9 protein-coding genes are annotated in these 13,331 nt (G+C 66.9%); 1 reads left to right on the top strand and 8 read right to left on the bottom strand.

What is annotated here, in order from left to right:
- Positions 1–11: 11 nt before the first annotated feature.
- The gene (locus ACOQPH_RS15875; RefSeq protein ID WP_420622299.1) at positions 12–854 is read right to left on the bottom strand and encodes a hypothetical protein; all 843 of its coding nucleotides are present in this window, start codon (positions 852–854) and stop codon (positions 12–14) included.
- Between the two features lie 62 nt (positions 855–916).
- On the opposite strand from ACOQPH_RS15875, the gene ACOQPH_RS15870 reads away from it, so the two are divergent.
- A complete protein-coding gene (locus ACOQPH_RS15870) occupies positions 917–1,765 on the top strand; it encodes an SURF1 family protein (RefSeq protein ID WP_420622298.1) in 849 nt (282 codons plus the stop codon).
- A gap of 21 nt (positions 1,766–1,786) precedes the next feature.
- On the opposite strand, the gene ACOQPH_RS15865 is transcribed toward ACOQPH_RS15870, so the two are convergent.
- The 7 genes from ACOQPH_RS15865 to ACOQPH_RS15835 all read right to left on the bottom strand — a co-directional run bounded on the left by ACOQPH_RS15865 (position 1,787) and on the right by ACOQPH_RS15835 (position 13,325).
- Positions 1,787–2,941: a MalY/PatB family protein gene (locus tag ACOQPH_RS15865; protein WP_420622297.1), complete on the bottom strand. Its 1,155-nt coding sequence runs from the start codon at positions 2,939–2,941 to the stop codon at positions 1,787–1,789.
- A gap of 96 nt (positions 2,942–3,037) precedes the next feature.
- Positions 3,038–3,778, bottom strand: coding sequence for a sulfite exporter TauE/SafE family protein (locus ACOQPH_RS15860; RefSeq protein ID WP_420622296.1), 741 nt, complete (start codon positions 3,776–3,778; stop codon positions 3,038–3,040).
- Between the two features lie 13 nt (positions 3,779–3,791).
- Positions 3,792–4,904: a chorismate synthase gene (gene aroC, locus ACOQPH_RS15855; RefSeq protein ID WP_420622295.1), complete on the bottom strand. Its 1,113-nt coding sequence runs from the start codon at positions 4,902–4,904 to the stop codon at positions 3,792–3,794.
- A gap of 70 nt (positions 4,905–4,974) precedes the next feature.
- Entirely contained in the window at positions 4,975–5,910 is a 936-nt protein-coding gene (locus ACOQPH_RS15850) for a PAC2 family protein (protein WP_420622294.1), read from the bottom strand.
- Between the two features lie 48 nt (positions 5,911–5,958).
- Positions 5,959–8,265, bottom strand: a complete 2,307-nt coding sequence (locus ACOQPH_RS15845) for a beta-propeller domain-containing protein (protein ID WP_420622293.1) — start codon at positions 8,263–8,265, stop codon at positions 5,959–5,961.
- Between the two features lie 144 nt (positions 8,266–8,409).
- Complete coding sequence (locus ACOQPH_RS15840; RefSeq protein ID WP_420622292.1) at positions 8,410–9,633, bottom strand: acyl-CoA dehydrogenase family protein; 1,224 nt, start codon at positions 9,631–9,633, stop codon at positions 8,410–8,412.
- A 20-nt stretch (positions 9,634–9,653) separates the two neighbouring features.
- A complete protein-coding gene (locus ACOQPH_RS15835) occupies positions 9,654–13,325 on the bottom strand; it encodes a hydantoinase B/oxoprolinase family protein (RefSeq protein WP_420622291.1) in 3,672 nt (1,223 codons plus the stop codon).
- Positions 13,326–13,331: the final 6 nt, after the last annotated feature.

Here is a 13,331-nt window from a genome sequence, read left to right as displayed (position 1 = left end):
TGCGTGGGGTGTTATACGAACCTAGCGAAGCCTTCCAGCAATCGAGCGCAATTGCGCCGCAGGACGCGTTCCGCGAACTGCCGCGTCGTTTCTGACATCCGGTGTTGCGGAACCAGCCAGATGGGCTCGATGAGGTTGTCAACATCGCTGCACCGATTCAGCCAGTAGTTGCTGACGGCAGGGCCACATCGTGCGAGTGCTGCCGTAACAACGTCGACCGGATGGGGTTTGCCAGCGAACTTGGACTTGGCACGATCTGCATACGCCTCGGGCGTGAACGCCTGGTCCGTAGTCTCAAGGTGCTGTCGGCGTCGCTCATCCGCCAGCAAGAAGCCCAGTGACGATGCGTGATCGAACGTCGAAGCAAGCCGCCGACCAGTAGGACTCGCAATGACCGCCCAGTTTTCCTCGTGTCGATCAGTGTTCCCAATCACAGCATCGAGCAAGAGGTAGCCGACGAAGACTTCCCAAGCGGTGAACCCTTGCGTCACTTCTGAGGGAGGTTCCACACCATCGAGAGCCTGCTGGACGGCGTCGACCGTGTAGGCAAACCGATCACCGCCAATCACAGGTTGCGGCAAGAGCTCGGTGCGCGCCGCAGGAATCTCGAGACGCAAAGCGACGCCATTCGCCACGCGCTCGGACCAATCATCACCTTTTGGGTACTTGGAACCGTCCGCGTTGCGATTGTCAGTGACGTACTTCATCAACCAGCGTTCGCCCGTATCGGGGTGTTGTAACCACCTCTTGGGTTTCGTACCGAGGGTCTCATCCCCGACAATCAGCCAGTCTGAAACATCGATCTCGGAGAAGCGGTCTGGTGTAGCAAGCACGGTGGCGGCAACCTCCGGCATGGCGTCGATAGCTTCGACGCGTGTCCGGTTTCGCCCATAGTCGCATGACTTGTGGAGGGCAGATGCGAGATTCGTACCGCTTTGCGCGCACGCCACTCTGGCTGGCAGGGCACGCGCTCGCCGGCGTGCTGCTGGTGATCTTCCTGGTCGCCGGTTTCTGGCAGCTCAGTCGCCACGGCGAAGTGCGTGACCGCAACGCTGCGATCTCCGAGCGCGAGGACATGCGCCCCCTGGATGCCGACCGGTTCTTCGAAGCGGTGCTCGACGCCGGCCTCACGGAAGCACTGCAGTACCGATCGGTGGCCCTTCCAGTGGTCCGCTTCGACTGGCACGAAGCAGTGCTGATCCGCAACCGCAGCCTCGACGGCTTGCCCGGCTGCCACCTCGCCGTGCCCGCAGCCGCAACATCCAGCGACAGCGTCGAGCAGTTCGGCGTGCTCGTGGTCGCGGGCTGGCTACCCCAGCGTGGGTGCGCGATCGTGAGCGGCGATGAGACGGAGTCCCGCGAATTCGTGATCTTTCGGCTCACTGAGCCTGCGGAGATCACCGGCCGGATCCGCACGAGCCAGCAACGAGGCTTGCTCGGACCGGCCGATCCTGCCGAAGGTGAGCTCACCACGCTTGCTCGCGTCGATGTGGAGCGCATCAGCCGCCAGACCACGCTGGATCTCGTACCTGTCTATGTCGAGGTGACCAGTGCTGCACGGCCCGGCGGATCGATGATCGAACTCAACCCAGATTGCTGCGGCATCTCGCCCGTGCCACTGCCAACGCCGGAGCTCGACGCCGGTCCCCACTTGGGCTACGCGCTGCAGTGGTTCAGCTTCGCCCTCGTCGCCATCGTCGGATACCCGCTCGTGCTGCGCCACCAAGCTCGTAGGGGCGAGTCAGAGCAGATCGCCGAAGCCTGAAAGGCCGAGCGACTGAGTGCCCTAGCGGCCGATGGCCTTGGCCATGCGAGCGGTGGCCTCGTCGAGCATCGCTGGCGAGGTGGCGAAGTTGAGGCGCACGTGGCCTGTGCCTCCGGGTCCGAAGTCCAGGCCCGAGTTCAGGTACACCCCGCCCTTGTCCAGGAACACCGCGGACGGATCGTCGCCGAGCCCGAGTTCGGTGCAGTCGAACCAAGCCAGGTAGGTGGCGTCGGGTGGGCGGTAGCGGACTTCCGGCAGGCGCTCAGCCAGCAGATCCGCCAGCAGGTGGCGGTTGCGGTCAAGACCGGCGACCAACTCGTCGAGCCAGTCGAGCGCCTCGGTCCAGCCGGCCACCGTGGCCACTTGGCCCAGAATCCCGATGCCGCCGATGAGCCGCTTCGGGATGCCCGTTACCACCGGGCCGTAGCGCGATGACGCCGAATGCAAGAACGCCATCCGCAGTCCCGCCATATTGAAGGACTTGGTGGCCGCCGTCACGGTCACCGTTCGCTCAGACGCCAGCTCGCTGACCGACGCCACCGGAATGTGGCGTCTCGGCGCATACACCAGATCGCAGTGGATCTCGTCAGAGATCACGACCAGGTCGTGACGTTCGGCAATATCGACCACGGCGGCAATGTCGTCGGCGTCGAGCACCATGCCGCACGGGTTGTGGGGCTGGCACAGGATGACTGCGGTCACATCGGGGGCGTTCGCCGCTGATTCCAAGTGGTTGAGGTCGAGATGCCAGCCGTCGTCATCGCAGATCAGCGGGTCAGGCACCACCCGGCGCCCGTGTCCCTCCACGCTAGAGAAGAACGGCGGGTAGGCCGGGGTCTGGAAGATGATCCCGTCACCTGGTTTCGTGCAGTAGGTGATCGCCAGCTCGAGACCCTGGATGACGTCGTGCACGCGCACCGTGTCGGCCCCCTCGACCTGCCAGCCGAACGCCTCGCCCATGCGCTTCGCAAACACGTCGAGCACCGGGATGGGCTTGTCGTAGAAGTCGTAGCCCAGCCCGCCGGTGTCGATGCGTGCCTTGACGGCGTCCAGCACAACGTCGGGCAGCTCCAAATCCATGTCGGCCACCCAGGCCGCCAGTACGTCAGGACCCTGCCGGCCCCACTTGATTCCCGGGCGGTTGCGAACTCGGTCAGCGTCCAAGTCGAAGATCACGGGGCGACACTACGCGGCGAAGCGCGGCCGGGGCCCAATAGAGGCCCCTGTGGGGGACCTCGGGCTCAATAGAGCCCCCTGCGTTCAACGTCGGGCTCAATAGAGCCCGAGCATGCGGCCGGCCAGACCGACGACGGCCACGACGAGGACCGGGCGGATCACCCGCTCCCCGCCGCGTACGGCCAAGCGGGCGCCCAGCCAGCCGCCGACAGCGAAGCCCACGGCAACGATGACGGCGAAACCCCAGTGCACCTGGTCGTTCAGGATGAACACCGGAACCGCCACGGCAGTCAGCACGGCGATCACCACCACCTTGACCGCGTTGGCATTCACCAGGTCCAGACCGGCGTGCGAAAGCGCAAGCACCAAGATGAGGCCGACGCCCACCTGGAATGCGCCGCCGTACAGGCCGATCGCGAAGAACACCACAACAGTCAGCGCCCTCGGCCACACGATGTTGTCGCCACGCGCCTTCGGTGGACGCAAGCTCAGGATGAGCAACGGCACCATCAGGATTCCGAAGATGCGCTCGAATGCCGTGTCGCTGAGCAGGTTCGAGACCGCGTATGCACCAATCAAGGAGCCGACCAGGCTCGGTACGAGCACCGGCACGGCTCGGCGCAGACCCGATACGCCTTCACGGCGGAAACCGGCCACGGAAGCCACGTTCTGAGTCAGGACGCCGATGCGATTCGTGCCGTTCGCGACCAACCCGCCGAGGTCTCCCACCACCGTCAGCAGGCTCACGGTCAACAACGACCCGCCGCCCGCCATGGCGTTCACCACGCCGGCCACCACGCCCGCACCAGCCACGAGCGCAATTTGCAGACTGTCCATCAGGACGAGCCCATCAGCCCTGCGTCTGTGCTGCGGGTCCGGGTGCCAGCTGGGTTGTCTGCTGTCGCAACAGGTGGTCGGCCAGCACGAGGCAGACCATCGCCTCCACCATCGGCACGGCCCGGGGCAGCACGCACGGATCGTGGCGGCCCCGAGCCGCCAGCACCGTGGGCTCACCGGCGCTGGTCACGGTCTTCTGCTCGCTCGCGATGGTGGCGGTGGGCTTGAAGGCGACGCGCAGCACGATGTCGGCCCCGTTGCTGATGCCGCCCTGGATGCCGCCGCTGCGATTGGTGACGGTGACCGGTCGCCCCTCGGGCCCCGGTGCGAATTCATCGTTGTGCTGGCGTCCGGTCATCAGCGTCCCGGCGAAGCCGCTGCCGATCTCGACGCCCTTCGCCGCCGGCAGTGACATCACCGCGCCGGTCAGCTCGGCGTCGAGCTTGTCAAACACGGGCTCTCCCAGCCCAGCCGGAACCCCACGCGCCACACAGGCCACGACGCCTCCCAGCGAGTCGCCGTCGCGCCGGGCCGCCTCGATGGCCTCGGTCATCCGGACCGCAGCGGCGGGATCGGGGCATCGGGTCGGGTCGGCCTCGACGTCGTCACGCATCAGCGCCGCGGGATCAACGTCGGCGTTGATGTCGCGCACCGAGCTGACCCAGCCCAGCACCTCGGTGCCGACCGTCGAGAGAATCCTGCGGGCGACGGCGCCTGCCGCCACCCGGCCGACAGTCTCGCGAGCAGAAGCCCGACCGCCCCCCTGCCAATTGCGGATTCCGTACTTGGCCTCGGTGGTGAAGTCGGCGTGGCTGGGCCGGTACACGGCTGCCATGTCCGCATAGGCACCCGGCCGGGCATCGGTGTTCGCCACCGTCATGCCGATCGGCGTCCCCAGCGTCAGGCCCTCGAAGACACCCGAGTGGATCGTGACCCTGTCGGCTTCATCGCGCTGGGTGACCAGGCGGCTCTGGCCGGGACGGCGGCGATCCAGATCGACCTGCACATCGGCTTCGTTCAGCTCAATGCGCGCGGGGCAGCCGTCGATGATCACTCCCAGCGCTCCGCCATGGGATTCGCCGAAGGTGGTGACCGCGAAACGCTCCCCGAACGTGCTGCCGCCCATGGCAGAACCCTACGGCGGCGGTTGGCGCCCGACGCCGTTCTTTTTCCCGTGCAACCTGGGCGTGTGCCGCTCAGCCCGCCTCGTCGGAGTCGCTGTCGCCATCGCTGGGCCCCGACTGGCGCTGCTCGGCCAGGAACCTCTGGAACTCCTGTGCCAGATCGTCGCCGCTGGGCAGGTTTTCTTCGGCGGTGCGATCCGCTTCGGCTTCCAGCTGCTGGATGTACGACACGATCTCCGGGTCACGCGCCACTGCCTCGTTGACCCGCTGCTCCCAAGCCTGCACGCTGGAGTCCAGTTCGCTGTAGCCAGTCTTCACGCCGGTGACCGTCTCCACATGGGCCAGCAGCGCTCTCGTGCCCTTCGGGTTCGGCGGCCCGGCCACATAGTGCGGCACTCCCACGCGCAGCGACACCACCGGCAGCGACGCCTGGTCGAGCACGTCATGCAGCGTGCCGATGATGCCGGTTGGACCTTGGTAGGTCGGCCGGTCCAGACCCAGCCGGGCGGCCAGCTCGGCATTGGCCGCACTGCCCTTCACCGACGCGGTCCGCGAATGCGCCACGCCCGCGACCATCGCCCCGAGCGTCACCACCATCTCGCAACCCAGCTCGCTGGCAATCTCTACGACACCGGTGCAGAACGTGCGCCAGCGCATGCGCGGCTCGATGCCCGACAGGAGCACGAGATCGTGCGGCGGGGCAGCCGGCACCACATGGCACTCGATCTCCGGCCAGCGGATATGGCGCTCTCCGGTGGACGTGATCTCGATGTGGGGTCGGCTTTCCTGGAAGTCGAAGAATTCTTCTGGGTCGATGTGGCAGACGCGCCGGGCTTCGCTGCGGTCGCGGATCCACGACAGCGCGCCAGTGGCGCACTCACCGGCGTCGAACCAGCCCTCGAAGGCCACCAGCAGAAGCGGATTAGCCAGCTTTGGCGCGCCATCCCAGACGACTATCTGCCGCTTCGCGGCGTGATCAGCCCCATCGGTGGCATCACTGTGACCCATGGCATCACTATGGCCCATAATCGACCCGATCGCGCCAGGAATTCGCACTCAGTTAGCCCACCGCAGCAGCGAGATGCGCTCGGTTGATCCCAGCTCGATTGATTCGAGCGCCTTGTTCGATGCGAGGTACAGCCGGCCAGCGATCACTGCGCTCCCGGCAACTCGCGCCTCGTAGTCGACGTCGTACCAGCAATAGCGTTCGAAGGAGCCGACTTCCTCAGTGCCGTCGGGGCGGACCGTGATCTCTCGGGATTCGCGGCACTTGCGCAGCGGCGGGTCCGCATGACTGAAGCGGCCGAATTCAGACAGCTCGTCGTCAACGGTTGTGAGCGCCACGGCACCGAGGAACGGAGGATCACCTTCGTTCTCGTCGCTCGGGTACTGGTTCATGGGCAGCACCGCGAGACCGGTTGGGGGCCAGTACAGGAACGCGAGCGCATCGAACTCCACCTGGCTGCGGCCACCCGGCGCTGTCCACTGGGCGATGCGTTCGGGTCGATCCAAATCAGAAATATCGAACAGCGACACCTGGGTGCCGAGAGTTCGGCCTTCTTCGTCGGCGTCCTGGCCGACGCCGAGCAACCGGTCGGCGCCGACCGGATGCAGATAGGCCGAATAGCCGTGAATCTTGAGTTCGCCCCGCACCGTCGGCGAAGCTGGATCAGCCAGGTCGATGATGTACAGTGGATCCGTCTGGCGGAATGTCACCACCGCAGCGATGTCACCCAGGTACCGCACCGCAAAGATCCGCTCGCCGACGCCGAGCCCGCCGATCTGACCGACTTGGGACAGGCCGCCGGCGTCAACGGCGAACACCGTCACGAGGCTCTCAGAGTCGGGCCCACCCTCGAAGCGCCACGGCGGGATCGTCGTGGTCGCGATCCTCAGGTGGCCCTCGTGGGAGGACATCGAGTACTGGTTCAGCACGGTGCCGGTCACCGTCGCCGACCCCACGTAGGGGCTCGAGAGCGCATCGCCTGTGTCGAACATGTGGATCTCGGACTCGGCGAGCGTGCCGTCATCGGGACCCTCTGGTTGGGTATGCCAGTTGAACCATCGGGTCGTCGTCACGTACAGGTGCTCCGGCGAGGCGTACACGGTGCTGCCGTCCGACATGATCGACGTGGTGTCCAACGATGCCGCCAGGCCGTCTGCAGCGATGTCGATGGTGGTGACGCTCAGCGTGCCCGGGCCTGAGTAGTGAGTGGGAGCCCAGACGCGGTCGCAATCGACGAGGCGTCCCCCGTCGACGGTTGTGCCCGCGGCATCGCTCAATGCGTAGTGCGGTAGCCAGTGATCGACCGTGGTGCTGGCGATGATCTCCCGGTTTGCCTCGGTTGCCTGCTCCTCAGCGGCTATGCCAGCCGCCTCCGGAACGGTCCAACCGATAGCACGCGGCCGCAAACTCGTGACAATGCGGACCACGCCGTCGGTCATGCGAGCGCTGACGTAGTTGCCTTCGATGCTCAGCCGTCGCGCGACCGCAGGAACTGCCTGAGCCAAGTCGATCTCGACGATCTCGGTCGTGGGTCCCCAGCCGGGTTCCGGTTCGATGACATCTGTCGTGCCGTCGTTATCGGACACCTCGAAGGGAACGATGACGTCCCATCGCGTTGCGAACGCGAGCACTCGATCGCCGTGCAGCAGCAGTCTCCAGCCCCACAAGTCGTCGAGATCGAGCGTGGCTGCCAGCGACGGTTCCGGCCCAGTCACGTCGACGATCTGGACCCGGTTCTGTGTGGCGACGATGATCCGCTCACCGTCGGTCTTGATCACGTCAGGCTCGTCGATGCCCGCTTCCTGCACGTTGGAGGTGCTGTAGTCGACGCCCGCCTGCAACGACGCGACGTCACCCGATGCTGCAGAGTCAGCGACAATCGCGCCTTCCTCGATGACATCCCCTTCGAGGCCGAAGTCGTCGCCGAGACCCCACGGGCCAACGACTCCTGCCGCGTTCGCATGGACATAGCCGAGCACAGCGCCACAGTCGTTGAACCGCTCCAGCGCAGCGGTCTGTGAGCCGGTCTTGGGTCCGTCGCCATCCCCGTCGGCGCTGTTTCCGTCATCGACGCCGGAGGTTTCGTCGTCCGGCGCGTCTTGGCCGTCCGGCGTGTCGTCGTCCGGCGCGTCTTGGCCGTCCGGCGTGTCGTCGTCCGGGGCAACATCGGCGTCGCTCGACGGCTCGGCGCCAGGGTCTTCGCTGGTGGGCGCGTCAGGCTGGTCACCGTCGGTTGCCGTCGACGGGCTCGTTGTGAGCGCAGCGGAATCTCCGGCCGGAGCATCGGCGGAGTCGCTGGTGCAAGCGGCCGCAAACAGCCCCGCGACGAGCAGCACGACCAGCAGTCGGCCAGACATCGGCTTCGATGCATGACGCATCTTCGAGTGGCTCATCACATAGACAGAGTCGTTGCGGCAGATTGACGTTCCGACGCCATCGTTACAGTCCGGTGTCAGCGATCCGGACGCAGCGACGTCCCGCTGAGTGGTCAGGCCGGGTGGTCAGGCCGGGTCAGGGTCATTGCCGTCGGTGTCGTAGAGGCCGTTGCGGCCGAGCCGTACGAGCAGTTCCTCGGTACTCCACGGCAGCATCGTGGCGCCGCAGCGGGCATCTCGGTAGTGCTGTTCGAGCCTGCCCGGTCGCAGCAACGACCGGCCGCCGCAGGTGCGCAGCGCCAGCGACGCCATCTCGGGGGCGCTCTCCATCGTGGTGATCGTCGCCACCTGGGCACGGCGCAGCTGCTGCGGATCGGGGTCCGCGCAGATCTCGCCGAGCACGCGATACGTCATCGCCTGCGCCCGGTCGTAGATGAGCTGCAGCTGCGCCCAGCCGGTCTGCTTGATGGGGTGATCCCGAGACGCCTTCACACCGGACTCGCCGCGCAAGTACGTCCGCGTCGTGTCCAAGATGGCTCGCATCAGCCCCAGGTAGCTGAACGAAAGGCTCATGTAGAACTGTGGGAAGCGCGACACCATCGCGTTGAACATCCCGGGCGGCAGCACCTCATTCGCAGCCGGCACGAACACGTTGTCCATCAGCAGCGTGCGCGAGTCTGTGCCGCGCATCCCCAGCGGATCCCAGTCGCCCACGATCTCGACACCGTCGGAGTCGGCAGGCACGCCCAGCAGGCGAAGGTGGGGATCGCCCTCCACCACGGCGAGCACGTTGTGCCGGTGTGCCGCGCCGCTCAGCGAGGCGAAGATCTTGCGGCCGGTCACCACATAGCCGCCGTCGGTCACCACAGCAATGGTGCTGAAACCTGCGCGAGCCCCCGGTGCCTGTCCCTCGGAGAAGGGCTGGGAGTGGATGGTGCCGTCGTGGATCATGCCGTGCCACAACTGCGGCCGATTCGCTTCGAGGTGGGCAGTCATCCGCCCGTCGGGATCCAACGCGCGGCCGTTGGGGCCGGCGAGCAGCGATTCCGCAATCGGTCCGGCCAGCAGCGCCGTCGCGGTATGCATGTTGAACGTCAGCGCGGTCGTTGCGCAGTGCCGTCCCATCTCCTCGGCCACCAGCGCGTAGCCCACGAAGTCCGCGCCGAGGCCGCCGGCGGACTTCGGGACGCACAGGCCCAAGAACCCGGCTTCGGCCAGGTCGTCCCAGTTGCGATGCGGGAAGCTGGCGTCGCGATCGTGTTCTGGGGCACGCTCGCCAAACGCAGGACCCAGTTCCGCCATCCGGGCGACCAAATCCGCCCGTTCGGGCGTCAGCAGTTCGTCACTCATCGCTCTCACCCTTGCATTTGTCAGCGTTTGCTCCCAAGCGGAGGTGGGCCGTAGCCCCCGCCGCCCGGTGTGTGGATCTCAATGACATCGCCCGCGGCAACTTCGGTGCGGGCGCACCCAGCCAGCTCAGTCACGGCGCCATCGGATCGCTCCAGCAGATTCCGGCCGAGGGCGCCGGGCCGGCCGCCGGCGACACCGAACGGCTCGATCCGCCGGCGCGAGCTGAGCAGGTTCACGGTCATTGCCTCGCCGAAGCGCATCCGGCGCACCACGCCGTCGCCGCCCCGGTTCGTCCCAGCGCCGCCCGAGCCCCGCCGCACCTCGAACCGCTCCAGCAGCACCGGGTGGCGCTGTTCGAGGATCTCAGGGTCGGTGAGGCGGGTGTTGGTCATGTGCGTATGCACCGCGTCGGCGCCGGGTCGGCGAGCTGTCGCGCCGGCTCCCCCGCAGATCGTCTCGTAGTACTGGTGCTCCGCATTGCCCCAGATGAAGTTGTTCATCGTGCCCTGCGAGGCCGCCACCACGCCCAGGGCGCCGAACAGCGCGTCGGTGATCTGCTGGGAGGTCTCGACGTTGCCGGCGATGACCGCTGCAGGTGAGTGCGGCGACAGCATCGAAGGATCGGGCACGACGAGTTCCAAAGGCCGCAGGCAGCCAGCATTGAGCGGAATGGCGTCGTCGACCATGCAGCGGAACACGTACAACACCGCCGACCGGCAGACCGCCGTGGGTGCATTGAAGTTGCCAGGGTGCTGCCCGCTGGTCCCGGTGAAGTCGACGACGGCTCCCCGCGCCGAGCGATCCACCGAGATGCGAACGCAGATGACGCTGCCGTCATCGAGTTCGAGCTGATAGCTGCCCCGATAGTTGCTATTGCCTAGAGCGTCGATCACCCGCCGCACCATTTCTTCGGCGTTGTCGGCGACATGGCTCATATAGGCGTGCACGACCTCGAGCCCGTAGTAGTCGACGATGCGAGCCAGCTCGGCGGCGCCGCGCTCGCAGGCGGCGACCTGGGCTCGCAGGTCGGCGATGTTCTGATCGGGGTTGCGGGCCGGCCACGGGCCGCTGGCGAGTACGTCGCGGACCTGCTCTTCGAGAAAGCGGCCCCCGGCCACGATCTGGAGGTTGTCGAGGACGAGCCCTTCCTCGTCGATGGTGGTCGAGTCGGCGGGCGCCGAACCGGGCACGCAGCCGCCGATGTCGGCATGGTGGCCGCGGGAGGCCACGTAGAAGATCCGATCCGTGCCTGAGGCATCGAACACGGGCCGCACGACGGTCACGTCGGGCAGGTGGGTGCCGCCGTTGTACGGGTTGTTCAGGACGTACACGTCACCGGGCGACATCGTCGGGTTCTGGGTGATGACCGTGTGGATGGACTCGCTCATCGAGCCCAGGTGCACCGGCAGGTGCGGCGCGTTGGCGACGAGCTGGCCGGCGGTGTCGAAGAGCGCGCAGCTGAAGTCGCGCCGCTCCTTGATGTTCACCGATACCGCCGTGTGCTCGAGCACCACGCCCATCTGCTCGGCAATGTTCATGAACAGGTTGTTGAAGATCTCCAGCTGCACCGGATCGACGCTGGTGCCGATCGCGACCCGTGACGGTCGAGCCACGACACGTTCGAGCACGAGATCGCCGCGGTCGGTGATCGTGCCCTGCCAGCCCGGTTCGATCACGGTGGTGGCGTTCGGTTCGACAATGACCGCGGGGCCAGCCATGAGCGCGCCGGGTACCAGCGCGGTGCGGTCCCAGAAGGGTGTGTCGTACTGAGCGCAGCCCGGCGGGGCTTCCGTGCTCATGTAGGTGGGGTGCGTGGCCAACAGCGCCTCACGGTCACCCTCGGGCGGAGTCGCCGGTGGCGGGTCGACTGCCTGGCCGCGGGCTTCGATGTGCAGTGCGTCAACCACCAACGCCTGATCTGGTGCGCTGAACCCGAACCTCGACCGGTGTGCTGCTGCGAATTCGCTCGCTACCTCGTCGGCTGAGCCCAGAAGCACTTCGAGCGTCGTGTCAGAACCGCGGTAGCGAACTGCCAGACGCCCGGTGACATCAATGCGGTCCTGCGACACCCCCGCAGCGGCCACGGCCTCGACTGCGGTCGGGCTGGCTGCGGCGAGCCGCCGATGCAGCGCGTCGATGAGCTCGCTGTCTAGCGGGGCCTCGATCGGTTCAGCGCGCAACTCGGTGACGTCAGCCAGCCCGATGCCCAGCGCGGACAGCACCCCAGCGTGGGGATGGATGAGGATCGTGGTGATGCCGAGCCGGTCTGCCACCCGGCAGGCGTGCTGGCCGCCGGCACCGCCGAAGCAGACCAGCGTGTAGGCGGTGATGTCGTGGCCCCGCTCGGTGCTGATCTTGCGGATCGCGTTGGACATGTTCTCCGCCGCGATCTCGCCGTACCCGAAGGCCACCTCGGCAGCGATGCGCTGCACGCCGGTGGCCTGCGCGATGCGATCGGCCAGTTCGGCAATGCCATCGGCGGCGGCAGCGACGTCGAGCGGCTGCGTCCCGTCGGGGCCGAACAGCGACGGGAAGAACTCGGGCCGGATCACGCCCAGGGTGACGTTGGCGTCGGTGAGGGCAAGCGGGCCGCCGTTGCCGTAGCTCGCCGGTCCGGGGTCGGCGCCGGCCGATTCGGGACCGACACGCAAGCGGCTGCCGTCGAAGGTGAGCAGCGACCCGCCTCCGGCCGCCACCGTGTGCATGTCGATGATGGGAGTGCGCACGCGGATGCCCGCCACCTCGGTCTCGTTGGCCCGCTCAAACTCGCCGGCAAAGTGCGAGACGTCGGTTGACGTGCCGCCCATGTCGAAGCCGATGAGCTGGGAGAAGCCCGCCGCCCCGGCGGTGCGCGCCATGCCTACGACACCGCCGGCTGGTCCCGACAGCAGCGCATCGCGGCCGGTGAATCGCCGGGCATCGGCCAGGCCGCCATTCGACTGCATGAACTGCAGCTGCGGACCCTCCGCCGACGCCACAGCGTCGCTGTTTCCAATTCTCGACGCCACAGCGTCGACGTAGCTGCGCAGGATCGGGGACAGGTAGGCGTCCGCGACGGTGGTGTCGCCGCGGGGGACGATCTTGACGAGCGGGTCCACCTCGTGACTGACCGAGACCTGCTCGAAGCCGATCTCGCGGGCCGCGGCGGCCAAGGTCGCCTCGTGGTCGGGATAGCGGTAGCCGTGTACCAGCACGATCGCGACTGCAGTCATGCCGCGCTCACGTGCCGCAGCCATGCCCACGACGGCAGTGGGCAGGTCCAACTGTCGCAGCACCGTGCCGTCCGCAGCGATGCGCTCAGAGACCTCAAGCACCTCGGCGTAGAGCATCTCGGGCAGGACGATGTCGAGCTTGAACAGGTGCGGGCGGGTCTGGTACCCAATGCGCAGCACGTCGCCGAACCCTGCGGTCGTCACGAACAGCGTCGGCACGCCACGCCGTTGCAGGAGTGCATTAGTGGCGACCGTGGTGCCCATCTTCACGGACCTGATCCGCTCGGGTGGCAGCGGTTCGCCCCGCGGCACGCCGAGCAAGTCGGCAATGGCAGTGGTGGCAGCGTCGTCGTAGCGGCGCGAGTCCTCGCTCAGCAGCTTGTGCGTGATCAGGCTGCCGTCGGGACGGCGGGCCACGACGTCGGTGAATGTGCCCCCACGGTCGACCCAGAAGTCCCAGCCATCCGGCGATTGGCTCATCTGTTG

The sequence above is a fragment of the Candidatus Poriferisodalis sp. genome, from assembly GCF_965221945.1.
Lineage (GTDB): Bacteria > Actinomycetota > Acidimicrobiia > Acidimicrobiales > Poriferisodalaceae > Poriferisodalis.
This window is presented reverse-complemented; position numbering and strand designations above follow the sequence as displayed.